Annotated in this window: 26 protein-coding genes and 3 pseudogenes; 11 read left to right on the top strand and 18 right to left on the bottom strand. The window is 59.0% G+C overall.

Features of this window, described 5'->3' with window-relative positions; translation table 11 throughout:
* Positions 1–284: 284 nt before the first annotated feature.
* On the bottom strand, positions 285–1031 hold the full coding sequence (locus tag QA644_RS14895; RefSeq protein WP_283069262.1) for a glucose 1-dehydrogenase: 747 nt from the start codon (positions 1029–1031) through the stop codon (positions 285–287).
* A gap of 107 nt (positions 1032–1138) precedes the next feature.
* Here QA644_RS14895 and QA644_RS14890 point away from each other — a divergent pair, with 107 nt between their 5' ends.
* The 3 genes from QA644_RS14890 to QA644_RS14880 all read left to right on the top strand — a co-directional run bounded on the left by QA644_RS14890 (position 1139) and on the right by QA644_RS14880 (position 3120).
* Positions 1139–1483 (top strand): helix-turn-helix domain-containing protein, encoded by a 345-nt coding sequence (locus QA644_RS14890; protein WP_283072395.1) that lies wholly within the window; start codon positions 1139–1141, stop codon positions 1481–1483.
* A 321-nt stretch (positions 1484–1804) separates the two neighbouring features.
* A complete protein-coding gene (locus QA644_RS14885) occupies positions 1805–2077 on the top strand; it encodes a DMT family transporter (protein ID WP_283069260.1) in 273 nt (90 codons plus the stop codon).
* A 38-nt stretch (positions 2078–2115) separates the two neighbouring features.
* Entirely contained in the window at positions 2116–3120 is a 1005-nt protein-coding gene (locus QA644_RS14880) for a methyltransferase (RefSeq protein WP_283069258.1), read from the top strand.
* Between the two features lie 117 nt (positions 3121–3237).
* Here the strand turns inward: QA644_RS14880 and QA644_RS14875 are convergent, their stop codons facing one another.
* The 4 genes from QA644_RS14875 to QA644_RS14860 form a co-directional block, all read right to left on the bottom strand.
* Positions 3238–3738, bottom strand: a complete 501-nt coding sequence (locus tag QA644_RS14875) for a hypothetical protein (protein WP_283069257.1) — start codon at positions 3736–3738, stop codon at positions 3238–3240.
* A 36-nt stretch (positions 3739–3774) separates the two neighbouring features.
* A complete protein-coding gene (locus tag QA644_RS14870) occupies positions 3775–3954 on the bottom strand; it encodes a hypothetical protein (RefSeq protein WP_132595277.1) in 180 nt (59 codons plus the stop codon).
* 571 nt (positions 3955–4525) lie between these two features.
* Positions 4526–5155: a glutathione S-transferase family protein gene (locus QA644_RS14865; protein WP_283072394.1), complete on the bottom strand. Its 630-nt coding sequence runs from the start codon at positions 5153–5155 to the stop codon at positions 4526–4528.
* A gap of 179 nt (positions 5156–5334) precedes the next feature.
* Positions 5335–5739 carry a VOC family protein gene (locus tag QA644_RS14860; protein ID WP_283069255.1) on the bottom strand — a complete coding sequence of 135 codons (405 nt, stop codon included), beginning with the start codon at positions 5737–5739 and terminating at the stop codon, positions 5335–5337.
* Between the two features lie 110 nt (positions 5740–5849).
* Between QA644_RS14860 and QA644_RS14855 the strand changes: the two genes are divergently transcribed.
* On the top strand, positions 5850–6887 hold the full coding sequence (locus tag QA644_RS14855; protein WP_283069254.1) for an IS110 family transposase: 1038 nt from the start codon (positions 5850–5852) through the stop codon (positions 6885–6887).
* Positions 6888–7234: 347 nt separating this feature from the next.
* Here the strand turns inward: QA644_RS14855 and QA644_RS14850 are convergent, their stop codons facing one another.
* Positions 7235–7474: a hypothetical protein gene (locus QA644_RS14850; RefSeq protein WP_283069253.1), complete on the bottom strand. Its 240-nt coding sequence runs from the start codon at positions 7472–7474 to the stop codon at positions 7235–7237.
* A 137-nt stretch (positions 7475–7611) separates the two neighbouring features.
* Between QA644_RS14850 and gcvA the strand changes: the two genes are divergently transcribed.
* Entirely contained in the window at positions 7612–8523 is a 912-nt protein-coding gene (gcvA, locus tag QA644_RS14845; protein WP_283069251.1) for a transcriptional regulator GcvA, read from the top strand.
* 191 nt (positions 8524–8714) lie between these two features.
* Here gcvA and QA644_RS14840 read toward each other — a convergent pair whose 3' ends face one another.
* Both QA644_RS14840 and QA644_RS14835 read right to left on the bottom strand, forming a co-directional pair.
* Positions 8715–9152 (bottom strand): PIN domain-containing protein, encoded by a 438-nt coding sequence (locus QA644_RS14840; protein ID WP_283069249.1) that lies wholly within the window; start codon positions 9150–9152, stop codon positions 8715–8717.
* Positions 9153–9773: a DUF433 domain-containing protein gene (locus QA644_RS14835; RefSeq protein WP_283069247.1), complete on the bottom strand. Its 621-nt coding sequence runs from the start codon at positions 9771–9773 to the stop codon at positions 9153–9155. It lies immediately after the preceding gene.
* 415 nt (positions 9774–10188) lie between these two features.
* On the opposite strand from QA644_RS14835, the gene QA644_RS14830 reads away from it, so the two are divergent.
* Both QA644_RS14830 and QA644_RS14825 read left to right on the top strand, forming a co-directional pair.
* Positions 10189–11217, top strand: a complete 1029-nt coding sequence (locus QA644_RS14830; RefSeq protein ID WP_283069245.1) for a PHB depolymerase family esterase — start codon at positions 10189–10191, stop codon at positions 11215–11217.
* A gap of 314 nt (positions 11218–11531) precedes the next feature.
* Positions 11532–11873, top strand: coding sequence for a hypothetical protein (locus QA644_RS14825; RefSeq protein WP_283069243.1), 342 nt, complete (start codon positions 11532–11534; stop codon positions 11871–11873).
* 240 nt (positions 11874–12113) lie between these two features.
* Here the strand turns inward: QA644_RS14825 and QA644_RS14820 are convergent.
* The 3 genes and pseudogenes from QA644_RS14820 to QA644_RS14810 all read right to left on the bottom strand — a co-directional run.
* Positions 12114–12599: pseudogene (locus QA644_RS14820) on the bottom strand (CHAD domain-containing protein); the annotation flags it as partial.
* On the bottom strand, positions 12584–13021 hold the full coding sequence (locus QA644_RS14815; protein WP_283069239.1) for a CYTH domain-containing protein: 438 nt from the start codon (positions 13019–13021) through the stop codon (positions 12584–12586). The gene QA644_RS14815 and the pseudogene QA644_RS14820, both read right to left, overlap by 16 nt.
* A gap of 5 nt (positions 13022–13026) precedes the next feature.
* A pseudogene (locus QA644_RS14810) lies at positions 13027–13332 on the bottom strand (dienelactone hydrolase-related enzyme); the annotation flags it as partial.
* Positions 13333–13384: 52 nt separating this feature from the next.
* Here QA644_RS14810 and QA644_RS14805 point away from each other — a divergent pair.
* The gene (locus QA644_RS14805) at positions 13385–13546 is read left to right on the top strand and encodes a hypothetical protein (RefSeq protein ID WP_283069237.1); all 162 of its coding nucleotides are present in this window, start codon (positions 13385–13387) and stop codon (positions 13544–13546) included.
* Positions 13543–14216 (top strand): annotated as a pseudogene (locus QA644_RS14800) (recombinase family protein). The gene QA644_RS14805 and the pseudogene QA644_RS14800 overlap by 4 nt, the downstream one beginning before the upstream one ends.
* Positions 14217–14673: 457 nt before the next feature.
* On the opposite strand, the gene QA644_RS14795 reads toward QA644_RS14800, so the two are convergent.
* Positions 14674–14823, bottom strand: coding sequence for a hypothetical protein (locus QA644_RS14795; protein ID WP_283069235.1), 150 nt, complete (start codon positions 14821–14823; stop codon positions 14674–14676).
* An 11-nt stretch (positions 14824–14834) separates the two neighbouring features.
* Positions 14835–15785: a GlxA family transcriptional regulator gene (locus QA644_RS14790; RefSeq protein ID WP_283069233.1), complete on the bottom strand. Its 951-nt coding sequence runs from the start codon at positions 15783–15785 to the stop codon at positions 14835–14837.
* Between the two features lie 120 nt (positions 15786–15905).
* Between QA644_RS14790 and QA644_RS14785 the strand changes: the two genes are divergently transcribed.
* Positions 15906–16100: a hypothetical protein gene (locus tag QA644_RS14785; RefSeq protein WP_283069231.1), complete on the top strand. Its 195-nt coding sequence runs from the start codon at positions 15906–15908 to the stop codon at positions 16098–16100.
* Between the two features lie 31 nt (positions 16101–16131).
* Here the strand turns inward: QA644_RS14785 and QA644_RS14780 are convergent, their stop codons facing one another.
* From QA644_RS14780 to QA644_RS14760, 5 genes are all read right to left on the bottom strand, one after another.
* Positions 16132–16761, bottom strand: coding sequence for a VOC family protein (locus QA644_RS14780; RefSeq protein ID WP_194730369.1), 630 nt, complete (start codon positions 16759–16761; stop codon positions 16132–16134).
* A 69-nt stretch (positions 16762–16830) separates the two neighbouring features.
* Positions 16831–18186 carry an epoxide hydrolase family protein gene (locus tag QA644_RS14775; protein WP_283069229.1) on the bottom strand — a complete coding sequence of 452 codons (1356 nt, stop codon included), beginning with the start codon at positions 18184–18186 and terminating at the stop codon, positions 16831–16833.
* 49 nt (positions 18187–18235) lie between these two features.
* Positions 18236–19069, bottom strand: coding sequence for an SDR family oxidoreductase (locus QA644_RS14770; protein WP_283069227.1), 834 nt, complete (start codon positions 19067–19069; stop codon positions 18236–18238).
* Between the two features lie 751 nt (positions 19070–19820).
* The gene (locus tag QA644_RS14765; protein WP_194730371.1) at positions 19821–20600 is read right to left on the bottom strand and encodes a sulfite exporter TauE/SafE family protein; all 780 of its coding nucleotides are present in this window, start codon (positions 20598–20600) and stop codon (positions 19821–19823) included.
* Positions 20597–20788, bottom strand: a complete 192-nt coding sequence (locus QA644_RS14760; protein WP_022713686.1) for a DUF1127 domain-containing protein — start codon at positions 20786–20788, stop codon at positions 20597–20599. The genes QA644_RS14765 and QA644_RS14760 overlap by 4 nt, the downstream gene beginning before the upstream one ends.
* A 179-nt stretch (positions 20789–20967) precedes the next feature.
* Here QA644_RS14760 and QA644_RS14755 point away from each other — a divergent pair, with 179 nt between their 5' ends.
* Complete coding sequence (locus QA644_RS14755; RefSeq protein WP_283069223.1) at positions 20968–22311, top strand: PLP-dependent aminotransferase family protein; 1344 nt, start codon at positions 20968–20970, stop codon at positions 22309–22311.
* The last annotated feature ends 214 nt before the right edge of the window (positions 22312–22525 follow it).

Here is a 22525-nt window from a genome sequence, read left to right as displayed (position 1 = left end):
CGAATATCATCCGGTAGGCGGCTTCCTCTTCTCGCGAGATTCAAGCCATTAAGGTGAATGGCCGCTGAGGGCCGACAGGCGACCAACCGCTCTTCAGGAAAGCGCCAAAGGCCGACATGGAGCCATTCCCATTTGCCAAAGACCGTTGCCATCTATCTTCAAAGGGAGGGGCTCGGAAACCATTAGATGCAGAGAGAGCAGCGACCCGCGTCGAAGCCATCGCGCTACAGCTGCGAGGTGGTGTGCGTGCCCCGTAAAGGAGCACGCACAACATCGACTGCTCATTAGCGAAAACCGCCGCTGGCGACCAATCGCTCGCCGGTCAGCCAGCGAGCATCGTCGGAAGCGAGGAAGACAGCGACCCCAGCGATGTCGTCCGGCTGGCCGATGCGGCCGAGCGGAGTCTGGGTCACTGCGCTGTGCTCGAAATCCGAGCCAATGAACCCCGCGGTGTGCGTACCCTCGGTCTCGACGATGCCCGGGAGGATCGCGTTGACCCGGATTTTGCGCGGGCCCAGCTCATTGGCAAGCACACTGGTGATGCTGTCCAATGCGCCCTTGGTCCCGGTGTAGACGCTGGAGGCTGGCGGAGCCAGACTGGTCGCCGCCGACGAGATGTTGATGACGCTGCCGCCCTCACCGAGATGCTTGAGCGCTGCTTGGGTGCTCAGCAGAACGCCCAGAACGTTCACGTCGAACATGCGACGGTACTGTTCCTCGGTCACCTGCTCGATCGGCGCGAATTCGTAGACCCCGGAGTTGTTGACCAGCACGTCGAGCTGGCCGAATTCCTTGACTGCAGCGTCCACCAGTCCCTGGGCCTGTTCGGCCTTCGAAACGTCACCCTGGACCGCGATGGCTTTGCCACCGGCCGCCGTGATCGTCTGGACCACCGCGTCCGCTCCCGCCTTGCTCGAAGCGTAGTTCACCACCACCTGTGCACCTTCCGCTGCGAGCGCCTTGGCAATCGCGGCACCGATCCCTTTGGAGCCCCCCGTCACGACGGCGACTTTTCCAGCGAGCTTACCCATGGCGCATTCCTTTCAACTCGGAGTGCCGTCGGAATTGGCGGTTTGTTCCGTAGTTCGGAATTTCGGAACTGTTGATCTTGGTTTCAAGCCCCCATATACAAAAAATCATGAGACCGCTCTTTCATCCAGCAATAGAGGACGTACGGCCTGAAGCGATCCTGCATGCCCTCTCCGATCCGGAGCGCGCGGCGATATTCGCGCAAATTGCGGGCGGCGGCTCCGGCGGGACTTGCGCTGCGTTTGCCAACATGCGCGAGCGCGTAATCCCCAAGTCATCACTATCGAACCACATCAAAGTGCTGCGCGAGGCCGGCCTTATCCGCTGCGAGCGTCAGGGCGTGGAAATGCATAACCATTCGCGCTGCTCGGAATTGGATGAACGCTTTCCAGGTCTCGCTATGGCCATTCTGAGTGCTTACGGATGGCTTCCCGGAGAGGCGAAGGTGGATTGACAGCTATATGACGGGTTGGGCGAGCTGTCTCTCCTGAGTTTGGCGATATCTTTCGAGCGTCATAGCGACCGCTTATGTGGCCGAGAGCGGTCGAGTGGTCATTTCTGGAAAGCGCGCCAATAGCGGCCATTGGTACGATTTCACGATCGAGTTCCTGGTCTTCCAAACATCAGATTCTAAGTTGTCCCCGTAGCCACGGTGCTCACGTCGGTGAGTGGATAGGTAGCCCGTCACCATAATATCAGGAATATCAGATCACGGTTGGGACTATTTGCTCCGAACAGGCGACTCTTGATCCATCGAATGCAACCGATGGAGTGGATGGCGGCCCGACCCAATCTGCTTGTGCTCGGGCTGTTCGCCACGGCTGCCGGCTTCGGACTTCAGACATACGCCCAGAAATACACGACCGCATCGAAAGCCGCGGTGATCGTCTCCGCCGAAAGCATATTCGGCGCGATTGGCGCATTTACTGCGCTCAACGAAAGGCCGCCGCTATTCGTTATGGTCGGCGCGGCTGTGATTTTTTCTGCGATTGCTCTAGTCTCCTTGTCGACCGAGGAAACGCGAGACAAGGTCGATGTCTACCGATAGAGTTTGCCGATCTTCATTTCCTACCCACGGACATTACGATGCCATTCGAGAACGCGCGTCCGCAACCAACTCTCATCCCGTCGCTTCAGGCTTCTGTCGCGCCGGCATTCGCGCTTCATGCTGGCGTTATGCTGGGGGTGTTCACCATTCTTGGTGACGCCACGCTTTCTGCAGACGAAGTCGCCAAACTACTCGACGTCGATCCACGGCGTCTCGAGCGCCTGCTCTATGCATTGGTCGCGACGGGGATTCTGGAAATCCGCGACGATGGCTTCCGCAACAGCCTGGAGGCAGCAGTCTACCTCGTGCGTGGAAAACCGGGCTATATCGGCGACGAGCACCAACTTCTCGACCAACTCTGGCATGCCGATCTATTGACGGCGACGTCGATCAGGCAGCGTCAACCGGCGGCAAAGCACGACTTCGCCTCTGCCGATCCCGGGTCGTCGCTGGCATTCTTCCGCGGTCTTGCGCCAATTGCGCTGATTTTTGGCCGTCGACTTGCGGAAATGATCGACCTTCGCGAGGTAAATTCCGCCATCGATATCGGCGGCGGACCAGGCCATTCGCTGATAGGCCTGCGCGAAACAAAACCGGGCCTGCGGTCGACGCTGCTGGAATTGGCACCGAGCGTCGCCCTTGCGAAAGAGCTTCTCGCAGATGAGTCGCTGGCCGATGGGATGGAATTCGAAATCGGTGACATCGTCCAGGCACCCTCGGCAACGACGCATGACCTCGCCATTCTCAAGGCGGTCATTCAGGTTCTGTCGCCCCAAGATGCGGCGGCGGCTATCCGTAATGCGCATGCCAGCTTGAATTCGGGCGGCAGGCTGTTCATCAGTGGAGTCGGCATTCTCAACGATGACCGAGTATCTCCCCTGGAGGCCGTCTTTTATAATTTGACCTTTATGAACCTCTATTCCGACGGCGCATCCTATACCCGGAGCGAATATTCTCGCTGGCTGTCCGAGGCAGGCTTTGGCGAAATCACGTTCGGCACTATGCCGTCTGGCAGCCAGCTGATCTCCGCAAGGAAGCCGTGAATGTCCGTTTTCAGTGGCTTGCACGGCGCAATAATCGGAGTCAGTTCAGTGGCCGACAGCAGAAGATCGGCCGCTTCCGGAAAGCGCCACGAGCGGTCATCGTTCACAATGCTGTAGTTACGGTGCCTGACCAAAGAGGACGTAGGTCCGGTCGTCGAACCTTATCTTGATGATGGCAGCGGAAGGCCCACTAACACAATCTTCTTGGGAAAAATTGTGAGGCACGGCATCAGAAATTGCCGCCGGCAGCTTTCGATTGCCAAAGAAATCCAGTTTTTGTGATCGCTTGATCCGTTCTGTTTCGATGCCTTGCTTTCTGACGAAAACAAAGGCGAAGTGTCCCTCATCGGAGGAATACTCGACCTTCGCGAGATGAACATTTACCCTTGCGGCGAGCTCGCCGCTTATGTCCAGTCGATCCTGATATGGGTGGAGAATACATACCGCCTCGAAATCTGGTGCCGTCAAAGTGCCCATTTTTCGGATGCTGCCCATGGGAGTACCTAGCAGCGACTCATGCAAAGAGGTCGTGTACAACTGACTTGCTAGGCACACGGGCGGTGCCGCGAAGAGGGCTGCTAAAAGAAGAATACGTCTGAACAAGATCACATGCAGCATCCCTTGCAAAGTCCTTCTTTCCATACTGAAGCGCGGTCAAGGATACTCGCGCTTGCACATCGCTACTAACGAAGGCACCGCCTCGGGCTTTGAAATGGCCATTTCCTCAATGATATCGGCAAAGTTTTGGGTGGCCTTGTGGGCTTGCTCCCTTGTGCCGCCTACAGCGAGAACATTCGCAACGCCCTGTTCATATAAGACCTTGAACTTGGCCATGTATCGATCGGAATTTGCTTTGTCCCCAGCGTCCTTACTAGCCCTTGCCAAGGCTCTGTAAAACACTGCGCATGCCATCGGCCTATCATCATAGGCCGATTGCCGCTTCGGCTCCGCCGTAGCGGAAAGCGAAATCAAGTAAATTCCCGCTGTTGATACCAGAAGTGTAATCGCCCTCAAGACCGTTCCCTTTGGCTATCAATCCTGTTTATGATCGCTCTTCGGTTGCAATGCCTATCACGGCGCAATTTCCAAACGGTAAGGCAAATCACTACAAATTTCGATGTCTGCAAAGGGCCGCATTCCGGCCGACCTGTCGAGAGATCGCATCCTCATTGCAATGTGACTTTCAGCGGTAATTGACGCTAATTCTTCAGCGCTATGTGGCGCAGACGACATACGTGGTGCGTGCGGCTGACAGGGATGCATCCTGACCTTCAAAGTGTAGTGAAAGCACGCCGCCAAAAAGGAACCACGTACAGAAATTGCTGACCAAGCCGGTATATTTGGAAAGGAAGCATTTTTGGGCCCGCCGCGCGTTCATCGTGCTGGAATTGAGTGAGATATTCTCCTAGGCACCGGAACGTGGATCAACGCTATATGGATATACCGGATAGTCGGGGCCGATGGCATCCCGAACGCGGCCAGACCAGGCGACGAACGCAGGATAAGCTGCAAGAGAGAAGCCACAGTCCTGAGCCCGGTGGCTATAGGCGTAAACCGCAATATCTGCAATTGTAAGGGATTGGCCCACAAGAAACGGAGTATCGGTGAGGCCGTGATCGATTGCGGCAAGAGTGCGGGCTCCGGCTTCGCGCTTCCCCGCAATCATGCTCTGGTTAGGCTCCAGCCGTCCTGTCAACGTCCAAAAGCGCAGCGAGCCGATGACCGGCTCGATATGATATTGTTCAAAGAACAGCCACTGCATGACCTTAGCGCGCTGATAACTGTCTGACGGCAGAAAGCGCGTACCCTCAGCGAGGTAAGTGAGGATTGCATTCGACTCGGCGATCGGGCGCCCATCCTCGAGTTCGAGAACGGGGATGGCACCAACCGGATTGAGTTTCAGGAAAGCCTCGGTGCGACTCTCGCCCTCGAAGATTGACACAATGCGGTGGCTGTAGGGCATTTTGAGCAAGCCAAGCAAAACCCTGACTTTCCAGCCATTTTGCGACGGCAAATAATCATGAAGTGTGAACATGGTGGGTCCTTTCGCTGCAATCGGGTCAAGTTCGCATTGGCTTGAGGCCAACGATGTCGCGATAAAAGGCGATCATCGCCTGATGCGGATGCGGCGGCACCTTCATTGCGATATCGATGCCGCCATAGAACTTGGCTGTCATCGGGTTTCCTCCTGTGCTTTGGCCGGTTGCGAGCTCGTTAGCCCCGGTAAGCGCGCTCAAGGTCTGCTATGATGATCTTCTTCATCTTGTACATGGCCTGAAGAACCCGCCCGGCCTTCTCCTTGTCGGGGTCTCCCTCCATCTGCAGCAGGATGCTGGGCATGACCTGCCAGTAGACCCCGAACTTGTCCGTCAGCCATCCACATGGCTGCTCCTTACCGCCTCCGGCCGTCAGTGCATTCCAGTAGTAATCGGTCTCCGCCTGGTCCTCGGTCTCCACAAGGAAGGAGAACGCCTCGTTGTACGGTGCGTGCGAGTGAGCATTCAGGGCGGCTATCGGCAGGCCGGCCAGCTCGAAGCGAACGACGGACAGCTCGGGATCGGGGAGGTCCGTGCGCCCGAGGACCTTCGAATCCTTGAACACGGAGGTATAGAATTCCATGGCCTCCTCGGCCTGGGATTTGAACCAGAGATGTTGGTGTGGACGGCCCCCGAACGGCATCGAAACGTGCCAGAGTGAGTCGTTAAGATCTCAAACAAAGGGAGCCGCCCATGGACAAGGTTATTCGCATCGGCATGGACACGTCAAAGCATGTTTTTCAGCTCCACGGCGTGGACGCCGCTGAGAAACCGGTCTTGCGCAAGAAGATGCGCCGCAAGGAAATGATCGACTTCTTCAGGATTTGTCCGCCAACCGTGATCGCCATCGAAGCCTGTGGCGGCTCCCATCACTGGGCTCGGCTGCTGACCTCGCTCGGGCATGAGGTGAAGTTGATCGCGCCGCAGCTCGTGAAGCCTTATGTAAAGCGGAGCAAGAATGACGCTGCCGACGCTGAGGCATTATGCGAGGCGATGAGCCGCCCAACGATGCGGTTCGTGCCGGTCAAGGCAGCCGATGAGCAAGCCGCCACCATGTTGGTCGGCGTCCGGGATCGCTTGATCCGCAACCGCACCCAACTCGCCAATGCAATGCGAGGTTACGCCACTGAATTTGGCATTTCCGTCGCCAAGGGGCTGGCGCATATTCCCTTGCTGCTTGAACGGATACAGTCCGACGAGACCGTGCCGGAGCTGGCACGGGAATTGTTCGCGAGTCAGGCGGAGGAATACGCCCAGCTGGAAGAAAAGATTACGGACGTGGATGCCAGGCTCATGGCATGGCAGCGAGCCGACGAACGCTGCAAATGTCTCAATACTATTCCCGGCATCGGCCCGATCGGCGCGGCGCTTCTGATCATGAAGACACCGGCGCCAGAGCTATTCCGATCCGGTCGCCAATTCGCGGCGTGGATTGGGCTGACGCCAAAGGATCACTCGACCGGCGGAAAGCTGCGACTCGGATGCATCACGCGGGCAGGCGATGAGACATTGCGAGCGGTGCTGGTGGCCGGGGCAACGGCTGTCATTCAACATGCTCGACGACACGGTAAGGCCTCTTCGTGGCTGGCCGAACTGCTCAAGCGCAAGCCGTCGAAACTCGCAGCGGTCGCACTCGCCAACAAGATGGCGCGTATCGCCTGGAAGATCATGGTGTCCGGAGAAAGGTACAACGCAAAATATGCGTCCGCTCTGGTGGCTGACGCGACATAAAGATCAGCACGACACGGGAAGTTCTAACTTACAATCCGCGTTGAGTTGCTGATTCTCGAACTTGCAAGATAGGAGCAGATGGTGTGATCGATCGATCCAAGACGTGAGACAATCCGTCCTATCCTTTGGCCTTTTACAAGGTCGCAGAGATGTTTGGAACTCACGTCGCGGAAACCATCTTGGCCAGCGTCTATGTGAGCGCAACAACAGGCCGGACATATGGGCGCAAGCGATCGGATCAAAATCGTCTCAGAATATCTTGCGAGCAGGGGGCCGTCCACATATGGGGATAGACCTTCATATCGTTACTCCTTTAGTAATCGGAACGAGCGGCGCCGCCGCTCAGGCTATCGCTGTCTGTGGATGATTGACCCATCCCAATCGCGCTCAAAGCCCATGTCCTTCAGGCGATGATCCGAGAAGCGCGCAATGCGCTGCATCGTCCAGCGGTGCTGGAATCCGGAGAACAGGCGGGTGGCAAGTCCGTTGCCAAAGACACGCAGGGATGGGATTGCGTCCGTGGGGGTGCGCCTCGACGCTGGTGCCATTCGATCGAAGACGTCCAGAGAAGCGTGAATATTGCTCATAGCGCGTTCCTTTCATCTGTTGCGTCGGTGTTGAACGATGCTTGAAAAACCTTCTACGGTCGTAACTTGCTCCGCTCTTGACTCGACGACAACCGAATAATAGTAGATGATATGTTACTAAAACTCACAAATAAGCCATGCCGCGCAGACTCCCCCCTTTAACCGCTCTTCCCGCCTTCGACGCTGCGGCTCGTCACCTGAGCTTCACGAAAGCGGCGGACGAATTGCGTGTGACGCACGGGGCGGTCAGCCGCGCCATCAGCAACATCGAGGACAGGCTCGGCATCCGACTCTTCGAGAGAGGTACGCGGTCCGTGCGCCTCACGCCCGCAGGTGCTGCCTATGCCGCCGAAATTGGTGCAGCTCTGGATCGAATAGGCGCCGCGACGATCGTCGCCACGGCGCCGCGTTCGGCGGGTGTCCTCAATGTCAGCACGTCAGATGGCTTTGCCGGCCGGTGGCTTGTGCCGAGGCTATATCGTTTCCACCGTGTGCATCGCGACATTGATGTTCGGCTGTCCACGTCCGGCATTCTCGCCGACTTCGTCAGGGACGGTATCGACATCGCGATCCGCTACGGCGGGGGTGACTATAAAGGGGTGACGTCCGAGTTCCTGGCCGAGGAAGAGGTTTCTCCCGTCTGCAGTCCTGAGCTATTGCAGGGAGAACATCCGCTGCGCCTGCCCAGCGACCTGAGACACCATAGGCTTATCCACGACAGCTTCCCCATCGACTGGGCTATGTGGCTGCAGCGCGCCGGCTTGGATGATATCAATCCTGATGGTGGCGTGAGGTTCGACTCCGCCACCTACGCTGTCGAGGCGGCGGTGCACGGCGAAGGTGTGTTGCTGGGCAGGAGCGCGCTCGTCTCCGCCGACCTGGCGGCTGGGCGACTGGTGCGTCCCTTCGACCTGGCGCTGAAGTCAACGTCGAAATACTACGTCGTCTATCCGGACGGCGCGCTGCGGCAGAGGAAGGTCAAGGTATTCCGCGATTGGCTGTTTAGCGAAATGACGGTTGGCCAGAAGGATGCGGGAAGCATCCGCTAACGGATGGCACGCGGTAGTCGGTCGCATCCGGCCGTAGCGCGAACAGGTGGTCTTCGGAATGCCCGATAGTCCGCAAAGCGCAAGCACTCACCTGTCGCACAATTCCAGAAGATGCGCGATATTGGATCGTCGTCGCAAGGCGCAGGCGCCGCCTGGGCTCTCCGGCGGCCTCGACGCAATGAGATCGGCAGTCATCTCTTATAGACCTCCAATCTGAAGGGCGGATCTCGGAACGGGTCCAACAGATCCTCCACGCCGAAGGGTTCGAAGTGCTTGATGTTTCTGGTCGCGACAATAAGACTGTGACATTTCGCGATCGCAGCGATGCCTGCGTCTATGCGGTGCTTGTCGTTTTTACCGACGAACAAAGCCCACTCTTTAGCGGCGTCGGCGTCCAAAGCAAGAATTCGATCTCTGAAGCTATCTTCGAATTCATCGATCGCCTGCAGTCGACGATCTGCGGCTGCCGGATCTTTTTTTCTCACACTTTCGGCGCCTTTCCGCCTTTCCCACATGGTGAAGACGCAGACCGCCAATTGACTGTCGTCCACCGACCCAATCCATTTCTTGACGTTGTCATTGCCGGTCATGCCCCTAATGACGTCCGCATCGAGCAGATACTTCAGCACCTAGGCGTTCCCGTCTTGGTCTTCGTTTTCACCTTCGTCGAAGACGCCTGCTGCCACCAATGCGGCAAGCCCTCTTTTGATCGTCGTCGACGGGAAAGGCCTTCCGGGCTTTGGGTACGCACGCGCGTAGTTGATAGCTGCCTGCACCTGGCTTCGCTTCAAGGATGGAAAGTCTTCCAATATTTGATCGACGGAAAGTCGCGGGGATAGCGCCGCGATCTGGTAGGTCATGAAGTTGGTGCCTTTTATAAAGGACTCGCCACCTCGGCTCTCTATCGCCCTTTTCGCGTCCTGTAGCATTTTCATTCGCGCCTTAAGTTCGCTGTCGGTCTTTCGAATGTCGACAGCAATGACTCCAATCGTGGCAACCTTCGCGGCGTCAGACAGACGCGAGAACTCCTTGTAAAGGAGCTTCCTTCCCTGTGGCGAAAGGGCGTTGCCGAGACTTGGGTCAACCTTGAGAAACCGCAGTTCGGCTTTGCCGAAAAGTCGCTGCTTTCTTTCCCCCCGGCCTTTCGAAACGGGCGTGATCACTTTCTTATCGACTGCCCGTTGGACCTCGACTGTAGGCCGGTCGACCAGGAATCCGGCTTCCGCGACCGTATACATCTCCTGCTTCACGCTCAGACCCCAATTAATCTCCAACTGGGGATAATATAGTGCCGCCGGCGCTACCGGTCAAGAAATGTGTCGGCGGTGCACCCTCGCACCGAAACCTGGAAACGGATGCACCATTGATCACGACCCTCTCCATCAGCCTGGCGACGTCGTCTTCTCCACCCCGCCATTCGATGGCTGGTGGCAGTTGCTTATATGAGGAAGGGGCAATACGGAACTGTCGTCAGGGTGACATTTTTGTACTCCATCGGTTAGTGCGGCATCCACGGTCTGAGCCCCGATTGCGCGACGCGGCTCGTTGCCGAGCCAAATCCAACCTATATACGGTGCTGCTCGAAACAGCGGCACCAACATCCCGCTTGCGAGCGGACAAGGCTCAGGAGGATGATACGGAAACCTCGTGATAAGGACGTAGCCGGTGAAGGTGCGATTTGCGAAGTCTTTCTCGCGATTATTGAAGACGCAAAGGAAGTTTCAGAGCCTCTTCGAAAAGGCTTGGAAAAGTTCGCAGACGAAAAAGAGATCCACGTCGACCAGATCGAAAGGCGGCGCAAATCCGGTCCTTAGGGAGGTAGTCGGCTTCGGCAGTAACCCCGGACGCCTTGGAATGAAACTTTTTCTTCCGAAGCGGTTGCCAGCAAAGCCGCCGCTCGTCGTGATCCTTCATGGGTGCCGGCAGACGCCTGAGAGCTTCGACGCTTCAAGCGGATTTTCCAGGCTCGCTGCCCAGCGCGGATTTGTTCTTCTTTATCCCCAACAGAAGAATGCCAACAATGCCCATGGCTGCTTCAACTGGTTTCGGCCAAGCGCAGTGGCGCGCGACCGCGGCGAGCTGATGTCTGTCCGGCAGATGATCGAACATGCAATTGACCGCCACCGGATCGATCGGTCCCGGGTCTACATTGCGGGGCTATCTGCGGGGGGATCAATGACATCGGCCCTTATCGCAACATATCCCGGCCTTTTTGCCGGTGTCGCGATCGTCGCAGGAATGCCCTTTGGAACCGCAAGGGATGCAGTATCCGCTTTGCGTGCGATGAAATCCGGCACCGCGCCTCCATCGGGCGGATGGGGCAGCCCAGTCAAAGCGGTTTCGCCTGCGCAGAGCGTATGGCCGCCAGTCTCCATATGGCAAGGAACAGAAGACCGCGTCGTGAAGTCCGTTAACGCGAAGGCATGCGTTGCCCAATGGCTCGAGGTCGCCGGCATCCCGGAAGAAATGCGCCGCACAGTTGTCCAGCCATGGGGTACGCTTGTCCGGTGGGAACAAGACGGACGTTTTCGGGTGTTGCTCTACATGTTACAGGGGTTTGGCCATGGGCTTCCAGTGCGAGATCTCGGGAAGAAAGGCCGGGGACGAAAGCTCGATCCCTACGTCCTTGACGCGGGTATTTCCGCTCCAGCCGAGCTCATGCGTCTGTGGGGTTTGAAACGGTTCGTTCCTTGAACATACCTATTGCCTTCCTGTTCGAGGCCAGATGGATCGGCTGCCGGCGTAACGGGATCTGAAGGCGCCGGCCTTTATCGCTGGGGTATGTGCGAGCGGAACTCCGGAAGTTCATCGCTGTATGCATGATTGAGCTGGCTCCAATTGCTTCATGCGGTCATGAAACAAATCGCAGTGCGGCCGCACGATGTGACGGCGACATGGTGACGTCATTTGGTGTGGCGAGTTCGTGCTTGTGTTGCGCGCGGTGATTTATTGTGTATCACGGTTATGCGACAGAAACTGTCGCGACGACCTTGGAGGGAGGACGAACCGTGAGCGAAAAACGGAAACGAGTTTACGAAGCGCTTTTGGATGGCGCCACAGAAGGTCTTTCCGGCAAGGCGCTCTACGATTTTGTGCTGCAGCGCTGTCCCAAAGCCACCAGCAAGAAGATTGTGCGTGCCTCGCTTCTTGCTCTTTCAGATCCTCACGTGAAGGATAGGAATGTTCTGCATACCATTTACGCGCTTGCGATAGCGCACAGAATGGATGAGGTCGGGTCGGCGAGTGACCCCGATGATGAGGAAGATCCTACGGAAAAGAGCCCGGTTCTGCGCAAGCTGAAGAAGAAGGCCGCATCCGCTTCGGTGCCTCGTGAAGCAACTCCGAATTGAACTTGGCACCTTGATCGTCCAGCACCAAGGATAAGGTGTTCGCCCATAGCCGCTATATTCGGGAGGACGGACCATTCTCCTCGCCAATTTCAAGCTATAAGCAACATATCACTGTTTCATTTCGGGAAGCGACACGGAAGTGTCACGGTAACCGAATACAGTGCTTACATCTGGTTGGGCGTTTTTCCCCCTTGACCAGACCGCTCTCTTGCCCGCCGCCGGCGGGCTTTTTTTCACCATTCAACGCCAGAACCTTTTTGCATCCACGACGTCGTCGAGCGCAGTCTGTGCTGCATCGATCAAGTCTTGCTTGTCGGCATGCGAGATGACCGAGCTCGCAGCCGGATGATCTTCCAGACCATGCTTCTTCAAGACGCTTGGCCCTGTTGCGAGGTCGTTCAGAGCGCCAAGGTGATCCTGCAGGTCGCCCATCGCCGAAATGAACCGCTTGTGGCGGCGCACGCCGCGTTTGTCGGGAAAGAGCGAGCCGAAGAACTCGGCTGCATACCTCAGTTTCTTAGCGTCCTTACGAGCCTCGTGACGTTGTTCGTCGTCAACCTGTGCAAGGGCACGGCCATGCTTCTTGAGCTTCTTGCGCATCCGGTCGAGCGCCTGACAGGCGAAATCGACGGCCGTCCCATTGCGATCATCGGCGGTCTCCGGCCGGTCAAGGTACTCACCGCAGTGAAGCCATTCGTTGAAGTCGAGCATCAGGGAACGGGCGCGCGAGGACTGAAGGGCGTCGACGACGTTGGCCCGATGAGCTGATAACCACGGCCCGCCTTGGACTGAACGCCGAAACGAACGGGCGCAACGGCTTCGATACGCCTTGCGAGAACGAACAGATTTTGGCGGTCACCGTCCTTCAGCTCAAGCTCGACCTCGCAGATTGGTGTTCTCCGCTCTCCCGAGATCACGGTTCCCTGGTCCACGACCACCTCGATCTGTGATCCGTTCTCGCTCGGGTTCCAGACCCGTCTGTCAACCTGGACATCGAACTGGGGAGCGACGTCGAGGTCAGTTCCGAACTCGGTCTGCAGCGGACTGGAATGATCGAGCAGGGGCGTGTCCGTGATTAACGGAGTCTCCCACTCCGACCGTGCGAAGAGGGAGGCGCTTGATCCTGTCGCCTTTACCGTCTGTGTCAAGGCCTCGCCCTTCTTAGATCGGTCAGCTCAATCTCAGGCTCAAGGCTATCGCGTATCAATCGTGTCGCGCGACCCGTCCAAACCATATCCGCTAGACTCCCCGCCGTCAGAAACAACGAGGCTTTAGACACAGCCGGGTCGTGCGCCGCGATGACCCCCGCAACCCAGGAGCCCAAGCTCATACCGAGAACCGAAATCTCTCGATAGCCTTCGCTCTTCAACCAGCGTATGAGTTTTCGCCCATCCCATACTCCCTGCCTTACAGATTGGATCGTTCGACCGAGATTCGCACTGAGCATATAATCGGCGTGCGCTCGTGACGCCAAGCACGGCGGGTTTGGAGTCTTGTCCACTGGCGAGAAGTTGGCCGCCGCCCTGGTGCTCAACCGGCCCGATTGGCTGGCCGAAATGAATTACACGCTTGCCGAGGCGATCGAGCGCGTCGGCCCGCAGTGGCTGGCCCTGATTCCCGAAGCAGCGCGCGTGCTGGAATACGAAGACGAGCACGTCGCGGGTAAGGCATGAATAGGCGAGAAATCCCCAGTTTGCGCGTCGCGCGTATCTATTTGCGGGTCAGCACCGAAGAACAGGACCTGGCTCGCCAAGAGGCGATGGTAGGCCAAGCCAAAGCGGCCGGATATTACATCGCCGGCGTCTACCGCGAAAAGGCGTCGGGTGCTCGCGCCGATCGGCCGGAGCTGCTACGCCTCATCTCTGACCTCCAGCCGGGCGAGGTTGTCATTGCGGAGAAGATCGACCGCATAAGCCGCCTGCCGTTGCCAGAGGCCGAAAAGCTCGTTGCCACAATCCGCGCGAAGGGCGCACGGCTTGCCGTGCCCGGTATTGTCGATCTGAGCGATATCGCGGCCGACGCTGAGGGGGTCGCGAAGATCGTCCTCGAGTCGGTGCAAGAGATGTTGCTGAAACTCGCCCTGCAGGTCGCTCGTGACGATTTCGAGGATCGGCGTGAGCGCCAGCGCCAGGGCATCGATCGAGCCAGGATCAACGGCAAATACGCTGGCCGACAGGTGGACACGGCGACACACGAAAGAATCGTCGCCCTGCGAACGGGCGGAAACAGCATCGCTCGCACTGCTAAACTCGCAGGATGCAGTGAAAGCCCCAGGTCAAACGCGTTTGGGCGGAGCATCATCGCTCAGAAGGCGGCATGCGCGTCGGCGAAAATGCAACCTAGACCATACAAAGTCGAATAGGTCGCAATTCGATCGTTGGCGGCAGAACCGGCATTAGAAGCGCGCCATAGCGACAAGAAATTACCAAATGTAAGCAGTCGCGCGTTTGCCCTCCGTGCGAAAGCAAGCCGAAGCAATCGGGCCTGTGCCGTTTCCGAAAAAGTGGCGGCGGCACCGCCGCGCTCAGAGATGTCTCTCCACGTATCCGTTTACAAAGTCCCATCCCATGCCGAGTGGTTGCCTGACCAGATCGTAATGATCGTTGAACCTCTTGATAAGATGGCCCTCCAGGTCTGGTTCCCAGATTGTCGCCTCATAGCCCAGTCGGCCGCTGACAAACACGGAAAACTCTCTGAGCCCGAACGATCTTTCATCGTCTGCGCGCAAGAAGGCCGCCGCGGCAAGCGGGCTATCCGCTACGATGACATCGAGGAGGGGATCCGGAGCAACCGTCCTCCCTTACCAATCAATCTGCGCTATCGTTTCGCGATCCACGAAGCGGGTCATGCGGTTGTCCATCATGCTCTCGACCTCGGACCGGTCCGTGGCCTCCACGTCGACACCGGTAGGGCGGCTAAATCGTTCCATCTCCGGTGGCGATCTGCTCACGCTCTCCTCATTCAGGAAGCCATTGCGCTTTCGCGGGCGTTGCGCCGGATCGTCTGGGGCGGCTGTCCAAGCGTCCGCAGAAAAGCCCGGCGCATGCGATCACTATCGGCAAAGCCGGTTTCCTCCGCGATCACGTCCATGGAGTGGCGACCTTGTTCCATCATCAGCCGTGCCGCCTCCACGCGCAGGTTCTCCACGGCCTTGGCGGGCGACTGACCGGTCTCTGACCGGAAGGCTCGGCTGAACTGACGCGCGCTCAAGCCCGCCGCATCCGCGAGCTCCTCAACCGACAGAACGCTGCGCAGGTTGGCCTTGGCGTACTCTACGGATTTCTGGATCCGGTCCGACTTCGGGTCCAGTTCGAGCAGCGCCGAAAACTGCGATTGGCCGCCGGCCCTGCGGTGGTAGACCACCAGCTTGCGTGCGACCGAGCGAGCGACGTCCTGGCCGTGGTCCTTCTCGATCATGGCGAGGGTTAGGTCGATGCCCGCTGTCATCCCCGCCGACGTCCACACGGAACCGTCGACGATGAAGATGCGATCCTCCTCGACCCTGACAGCCGGGAAGCGCTCCCGGAGTTGGCGTGCAAAAAACCAGTGCGTCGTCGCACGCCGCCCATCCAACAATCCGGATTCCGCAAGGATGAAGGCGCCGGTACAGGGGGCGGCCAGCCGTCGCGCGGTTTGCAGGGAGTGACGCGCAAATTCAATCAGCCCGGGTGTCACCGGCTCGATCGTCGTGCCGGCTCCGAATATTACGGTGTCGTAAGGGGTGCGGTCGTCGAAGGCTTTGGTGTTGACCCCAAAGCCAGCGGACGACTTGATCTCGCCGCCGGTTTGCGAAAGCAGCTCTATCTGGTAGGCCGGCTCTCCAAGCTGGAGATTGGCCATCTCGAAGGCAGTTACCGCTGCAAAACCCAAGAGCTGGAATCCTGGAAAGACGACGTAGCCGATTTTGTGCATGACGCACCACCCTTGTCTGTAACTGCAGTATATATCACATTTACGCCATCGCAAAAAGTCCTGTGTCCTCAGGCGAACCGGACGTTGCTCAGATCGATTGACACCAGCGGCGGATCTTCGATGACGTTATCGTCCATGGCCCGCCCGGAGAAAGGCGCGGCGCTTCTTCGGAAACCGGATGCCGTCGGCCTCGTCGTAATCTCAGACGCGCTGTGCGGCCGCAAAGCCACCGGCGACTTTGCCACCCCGGCCTTGTTGCGGGGTCGCCACGCAGGTGAGAAGGAGCGGGCGGGTACGCACTCCGGCCTTCGCTAGATTGCGTACCCGTAGACGTCATTGCAGAGATTTATGACGGCAGCGGCTTGCCGGCCTGCTCCTGTACAATGTAGTCGGCGTACCAGTCCGGCCAATTCTCGTCATGCCTGCCGCCGGTTCGCTTCTCGTGTTCGCCGTGGGCGGACGCCGCGCGCCGGAGTGTCGCCGCAAGCTCGGTCGACGAGGTGAACGTCGTAATGTCCGTATCCACGCGTCCAGGCAATCGCTCGGTGACTTCCTGGAGTAGCCATCCGTTGCCGTCCGGATCGCTGAACGAGGCGTAGGAGCGGTAGCTGCGCCGCTCGGGATCGCGACCGCTGACCGGCGGCTGTCCAGGACCGGCGCGGTGGATGATCTCGCTCACGTCGGCGCCACGACCGATGAGTTCGGCGCGCGCGGCCTCGATATCCGACACGACGAGATAGAGCCCGCTTGCCGAGCCGGGTGCGGCCGACGTCAACCCCGTGCCGAAATGGATCGAGCTCGGCGAGCCTGGCGGTGTGAACTGCACGACCCGGAATGTGTCACCGACAGCGAAGTCGGCATCGAGCCTCCAACCCAGACCGTCATAAAAGCGCTTTGCGCGGTCGACGTCCGAGACGGGGATAACGAAGACCTCAAGTTTCAGGTCGGTCGTAGAGGTTTTGGTTGCACTGGTCATGGTTTTCTCCAATGAAAGAACGTGGCTAGGAAAGCGGCGCGCCGAGCGCGCCGTGGTTTTTCAAAGCGACTAGCGCAGCGACTTGAACGAGGCTCTGAGCTCCTGGGTGAAGATCTCCGGCTGCTCCCAGGCCGCAAAGTGCCCGCCTTTCGGCAGTCGATTGTAGTGGATCAGCTTCGGGAAGGCTTTCTCGGTCCAGCTGCGGGGAGCGGTGTAGATTTCGTCAGGAAAAGCACTCACCGCGACGGGGATGGTAACGCCCTTGGGAGCGAAGAATGCGAGCTTGCTCTCCCAGAAGAGGCGCCCCGAAGACAGCCCCGTGTTAGTCAGCCAGTAGAGCGTGATGTTGTCGAGGATGTCATCGCGCGTCAGCCCTTCAGAAGCCCCGTCAAAGACGCGGCCGATCAGCTTCTGGCTCTCTGGATCATGGTCAATCATCCACGCGGCAAGGGCGATGGGCGAATCGTCCAGGCCGTAGAGTGTCTGTGGCCGAGCCCCCATTTCCTGTGCATAGCCAACACGGTGCTTGTAGAAGAAATCGAGCTGCTTCCACGCATACTCCTCGTCGCCCGTCAGGCCCGTCGGCTGCGGACCGCCGGCCAGCGCCGCTGAAATGTTGTCGGGAAGCGTGCCGGGCATGTTGGTGTGGATGCCAAGCAGCCCTGCAGGCTTCTGTAGCGCCATCTGCTCGTTGACGGCGTCACCCCAGTCGCCGCCCTGCGCGACATACTTCTTATAACCCAGGCGGTTCATCAGAACGGCCCAGGCCCGGGCGACACGCTGCGGGTCCCAGCCGAGCTCGGTGGGCTTACCGGAAAAGCCGTAACCGGGGATTGATGGAATTATGACGTCAAACGCATCGGCTGCCGTGCCGGCGTGCGCTGTGGGATTGGTCAGCGGATCGATGATCTTCAGCTGCTCTATGATCGAACCGGGCCAGCCATGGGTGATGATGACCGGCAGCGCGTTCGGGTGCTTCGACTTCACATGGATGAAGTGGATGTCGACGCCGTCGATATTCGTCACAAACTGGGGCAGGGCGTTCAGCCTCGCCTCGACCTTTCGCCAGTCATACTGGTTGGCCCAATAGTCGGCGAGCTTCTGCATCGTGGCAAGTCGCACGCCTTGGGTGTCGTCTCCGACAAGCTCCTGGTTTGGCCATCGCGTAGCCTTGACCCGCCGCTGGAGGTCGACTAGGGCCTCGTCGGTGGCACGGAACTGGAAGGGACGGATGGTTTCGTCGATAGCCGGCTGGGCTTCGGACGCACCCTTTGCGGGAGCCTGCGCAACCTCGACGCCACTTCGCTCAGGAAAGTTTGTTTCGGCATGAACAACGACCGCGGGAAGAAAAATTGCGATCGCTCCAGCCAATGCATAGGCGGAAAGGCGATTGCGCTTGCCAATTATCGAATAGAATCTCGACATGATCATTCTCCTTGCTTCGAGGATCGACGGAATGCCGTCGACGTACGTTTCAATGCGTGCGGTCTTTGACGGTTGGGAGTGTATTGCCCGAAGCTCTATATCGGGCGGCAGGCGTGCTAAGGGAGAGGCTCGGCATGAGCTTCTGCCGCGCCGCTTCGTAAGCCTCCCAGTCGCGTGCGTCCGGAAGCGACGGAATGGTGATCCGCTCGCCGAGGTCGAAGCCGGCAAGCGAGGCATCCACCATGTCCTCGGCGGACATGACCATCTCGCTGGGCATATGCTCCAGGGGCCTGCCGGCAATGTCCCAGAAATCGGTCGCTGTAGCCCCCGGAAGCACTGCCTGGACGCGGATATTTTTTTCAGCAAGCTCCTTCTGGAGCGACAAGCTGAGGGCCAGCACGAAGGCCTTGCTTCCGCCGTACACTCCGTTCAGCCGTTCCGGCGCGATAGCGACGATCGAGGCGATGTTGATGATCGCACCGGTACCACGCTTCACGAAGCCGGGCACCGCAGCATAGGTCAGCCGCGTCAGCGCGGTGACGTTCAGCGTGATCATCTCTTCCATCTTGTCGACATCGGATGCCAGCAGCGGAGCGGTCGCGCCGACACCGGCATTGTTGACCAGTGTGGTGATGCTGGCGTCGGTCCGAAGCACCTTCTCGACTCGGGCGAGATCATCCTTGTTGCCAAGATCCGCCGCGACCACCTCTACACCGCGACCGGTCTCGTTGGTGAGGCGCTCCGCGAGCGCATTGAGGCGCGCCTTGTTGCGGGCCACGAGGATCAGGTCATAGCCGCGGCGCGCCAGGCGATCGGCATAAATCGCGCCGATACCAGAGGAAGCCCCAGTGATAAGTGCGGTACCATTCGAGTGCTCAGTCATCACAATCTCCATCGGGTTGGAATTTCTAGCCCCGATATTAGGACAAGACTTGCACGTCTCAAATGTCGTATATCCGTCGATTCGGGACATCCGGGCGACTACCTCATCTTAAGGCAAAGTAGGATTTTGGCTTGAGGCTCGGGCACCCTTCCCGGAAAGACGGGAAGGTAAAGACAGGGGCTGAACAATGGACCCAGGTTTGGCGCTCGGGCTTATCTGACCTGAAGGAGCGCTACGGAGTTGGTCGCGCTCGATCGAAACGGAGGCTAAACTCTCCGGCCGGGCGGCATGAACTATCGAACTGCGGTGGGTCGCCGAGGCGAGCGGCCCATGACCCGTTTGTACGCGGTTCTGAAAGGCGACGGACGGGGCAATCGTCGCAACCGATTCGCCTACCTCCCTGTCGGCGAAGCCGGCAATGATCGCGGCAAGTGTCGATTTCAGCGACCGCCTGCGCGGTTGATACGGAGCGACACGTGCGGGTGGGACGGGAAACTTCTATGTGCATGGCGTGATCGTATCAGTGATGAAAGGTTTTGGTTTTCGGCGCCAGGATGGGGGTATCATCGCCGGCCGGTGAAGCCGGCAATGATGCTTTCAAGCGCGACGCCGTTTACGATCCGGTCAAAGCAGCCGGATCGTGACGTCGATATTGCCGCGTGTGGCCTTCGAGTATGGGCCGATCTGGTGGGCCTACAGTCGGCCGCATAACCAAGCGTGCGTCCGATAGAAAATCGCAGGCGGGAGGAACTCACCCGAGGTACCCGGAGACGCCATCCCACAACAACTTCAACGCAGTCACCACCAGCAATCCGTAGCAGGCTCGATAGATCTGGTGCTGGTCCAGCATGCCGTGAATCCGCCAGCCGAGCCAAACGCCGCTGGGAATGGCGAGCAGGCAAATCGCCATCAGCGTCCAGTCGCTGCCCGCGGGTCTCACCAGAAGCAGCCATGGTACGGCCTTGGTCGCGTTGCCGACAGTGAAGAACAGACTCGTCGTTCCCGCATAGACTTCCTTGCTGAGGCCGAGGGGCAACAGATACATCGCAAGGGGCGGTCCGCCCGAATGCGCCACCATCGTCGTAATTCCAGAGGTGAGACCGGCGGTGATCGCCTTCGGCGTCGATCGCTGCCGGAACGCCACCTTCCCGCCTCCGGCAAGCCACAGGCCGACGAACATCAAGGTGACAACCGCCATGATGATCGCGATGGCGTGATGATCCAGAAAGCGGAACAGCAGATAGCCGAGCCCGATGCCGATCAGCAGTCCAGGCAGCAACCGGACGAGGTCTGGCCTCGACCAGGTCGAGGCCTTCCAGTAGCGCAGCGCGTACAGATCCATCGCGACAAACAACGGTGCGAGCAGGCCGCCGGCCGTCACCGGATCCATCACGATCGACAACAGTGGAATGCCGACAATGGCGAATCCACCGCCGAATGCGCCCTTCATGAAGCAGATCAGGAACACGCCGGCAAAGGCGACGAGGACCGTGGCCGCCGTCAGCTCCGGCGCAACCGATGAGGCTATCATGATAGCCTCGCCCGCTTGGAAGCGGTCATGAGACCGTAGGCCGCCGCTTCGATCTCGGAACGTGCGAGACCGATGTCCTTCAGCGCGTCGTCGTCGAGTTCGCAAAGCCTCGCAATGGCGGCGCGGCGGACGAGAAAGCGAGCGATTTCTTCTGCGGGCCGGATGATGGTTGACAGCATTGTAGACATTTTCTGCTCTCCAGTGGTTACTCTGCGGCAATGCGACGCCGTCGGCACAAGCGCTTGCGAAGCGCGGCCGGGTGCTCATTGACTGCAGGCGTTGGTAGTGCCGGGTGCAATCCGGTTGACGTAGACAGTATGCTCCGATAAAATCTCGGTGCAATGGAAACATTGAACTCGGTGCAATAATGTCGAAGTCCGAATATCTGAAGCTGGCCGACACCATCGCCGCTGAGATTGCCGATGGCACGCTCAAACCCGGCGACCGCCTGCCGCCGCAGCGCAGCTTTGCCTACGAGCGCAAGATCGCCGCCTCGACGGCGAGCCGCGTCTATGCCGAGCTATTGCGCCGCGGGCTTGTCGTTGGCGAAGTCGGCAGAGGCACCTTCATCTCCGGGGAGGCCAGGCGCGGCGCGGCGGCGCCAAGCGAGCCACGCGGCATCCGGATCGACTTCGAGTTCAACTACCCGGTGCTTGCGGGTCAGACCGCGCTCATAGCGAAAAGTCTGGACGGTCTGGAGACGCCGGCTGCGCTCGATGCCGCATTGAGACAGGCGACCAGCGCCGGAACACCAGCGGTGCGAAGCCTTGCGGCCGCCCATCTTTCGCAGGGCACATGGTCCCCCGATCCGGACCAGCTCGTCTTCACCGGTAATGGGCGGCAGAGCATTGCCGCCGCGCTCGCCGCAGTCGTTTCCACGGGCGGCCGCTGCGGCGTGGAGGCCTTAACCTATCCCTTCATCAAGGGCATCGCCGCCCGGCTGGGTATTTCGCTGGTATCGCTGGCGATGGACGAAGGCGGCGTACGGCCCGACGCGGTGCGAAAGGCGCATCACGAGGCCCATCTCTCGGCGATCTACATTCAGCCCGCGATTCAGAACCCGTTGGGCATGACGATGACCAAGGCGCGCCGGGCCGATCTCCTGCACGTCGTCGAGAATCTCGATCTTCCGATCATCGAAGATCATGTCTACGGCTTCCTCGACGACGAGCCGCCGCTTGCCGCTCTCGCGCCGGATCGCTGCATTGTCATCGACAGTCTCTCCAAGAAGGCCGCGCCGGGCTTAACGCTGGGCTTCATCGTGCCGCCGCAGCGACTGCGTGAAAGCGTGATGGCTTCGGTGCGTTCGGGTGGGTGGACCGCATCGGGATTCGCGTTTGCGGCGGCGGAGCGGATGATAGGCGACGGCACCGTTGCCGAGCTTGCCAGGCTAAAGCGCCTCGACGCGCGAGCGCGCCAGAATCTGGCGGCCGATCGTCTTTCGGATTTCGAGATCCAGGCCAACCCGAAATGCTATCATCTGTGGCTGACGTTGCCAACCCACTGGCGCTCGCAGAGTTTTGTCGCAGCCGCGGCCCGACGCGACATTGCGTTGACTCCTTCTACGACCTTCGCCGTCACGCCAGGCCATGCGCCCAACGCCGTCAGGCTCGCTCTGGCGGCGCCGACAATGGATCAACTCGATAGCGGCCTGCACACGCTTGCCGCGATGCTCAATAGCAGCGAGCACGATTTCGACTCGACTGAATAGGAAGGTGTGTCGGCTGTAAAAAACGAAGGAAGGACCGGATTTGAAACCCCAGAAACGCTGGGTTTTTGAGGGTCGCTAGGAAATATCTGTCGGATTAAACAGGGTCTTCTGTAACGGGCTTTCCCGAGTCAATCCCTTTTTATTTTAGCTTAATCCCTCGCCGAGTGCTTGCTTCTGTTGGGGTGGACGGCCCCCCGAACGGCATCGAAATGTG

The organism is Rhizobium sp. CC1099, from assembly GCF_029714385.1.
In the GTDB taxonomy this organism is placed as follows: Bacteria; Pseudomonadota; Alphaproteobacteria; order Rhizobiales; family Rhizobiaceae; genus Rhizobium.
Note: the sequence above shows the minus strand (reverse complement) of the source record. Positions and strands in the feature narration are given on the sequence as shown.

Bases quoted from the DNA above. Each gene is read 5' to 3' on its own strand.
- QA644_RS14895 (WP_283069262.1), bottom strand. From the start codon at position 1,031: ATGGGTAAGCTCGCTGGAAAAGTCGCCGTCGTGACGGGGGGCTCCAAA.
- QA644_RS14890 (WP_283072395.1), top strand. From the start codon at position 1,139: ATGAGACCGCTCTTTCATCCAGCAATAGAGGACGTACGGCCTGAAGCG.
- QA644_RS14885 (WP_283069260.1), top strand. From the start codon at position 1,805: ATGGCGGCCCGACCCAATCTGCTTGTGCTCGGGCTGTTCGCCACGGCT.
- QA644_RS14880 (WP_283069258.1), top strand. From the start codon at position 2,116: ATGCCATTCGAGAACGCGCGTCCGCAACCAACTCTCATCCCGTCGCTT.
- QA644_RS14875 (WP_283069257.1), bottom strand. From the start codon at position 3,738: ATGCTGCATGTGATCTTGTTCAGACGTATTCTTCTTTTAGCAGCCCTC.
- QA644_RS14870 (WP_132595277.1), bottom strand. From the start codon at position 3,954: ATGGCCAAGTTCAAGGTCTTATATGAACAGGGCGTTGCGAATGTTCTC.
- QA644_RS14865 (WP_283072394.1), bottom strand. From the start codon at position 5,155: ATGTTCACACTTCATGATTATTTGCCGTCGCAAAATGGCTGGAAAGTC.
- QA644_RS14860 (WP_283069255.1), bottom strand. From the start codon at position 5,739: ATGGAATTCTATACCTCCGTGTTCAAGGATTCGAAGGTCCTCGGGCGC.
- QA644_RS14855 (WP_283069254.1), top strand. From the start codon at position 5,850: ATGGACAAGGTTATTCGCATCGGCATGGACACGTCAAAGCATGTTTTT.
- QA644_RS14850 (WP_283069253.1), bottom strand. From the start codon at position 7,474: ATGAGCAATATTCACGCTTCTCTGGACGTCTTCGATCGAATGGCACCA.
- gcvA (WP_283069251.1), top strand. From the start codon at position 7,612: ATGCCGCGCAGACTCCCCCCTTTAACCGCTCTTCCCGCCTTCGACGCT.
- QA644_RS14790 (WP_283069233.1), bottom strand. From the start codon at position 15,785: ATGCACAAAATCGGCTACGTCGTCTTTCCAGGATTCCAGCTCTTGGGT.
- QA644_RS14785 (WP_283069231.1), top strand. From the start codon at position 15,906: ATGACGTTATCGTCCATGGCCCGCCCGGAGAAAGGCGCGGCGCTTCTT.
- QA644_RS14780 (WP_194730369.1), bottom strand. From the start codon at position 16,761: ATGACCAGTGCAACCAAAACCTCTACGACCGACCTGAAACTTGAGGTC.
- QA644_RS14775 (WP_283069229.1), bottom strand. From the start codon at position 18,186: ATGTCGAGATTCTATTCGATAATTGGCAAGCGCAATCGCCTTTCCGCC.
- QA644_RS14770 (WP_283069227.1), bottom strand. From the start codon at position 19,069: ATGACTGAGCACTCGAATGGTACCGCACTTATCACTGGGGCTTCCTCT.
- QA644_RS14765 (WP_194730371.1), bottom strand. From the start codon at position 20,600: ATGATAGCCTCATCGGTTGCGCCGGAGCTGACGGCGGCCACGGTCCTC.
- QA644_RS14760 (WP_022713686.1), bottom strand. From the start codon at position 20,788: ATGTCTACAATGCTGTCAACCATCATCCGGCCCGCAGAAGAAATCGCT.
- QA644_RS14755 (WP_283069223.1), top strand. From the start codon at position 20,968: ATGTCGAAGTCCGAATATCTGAAGCTGGCCGACACCATCGCCGCTGAG.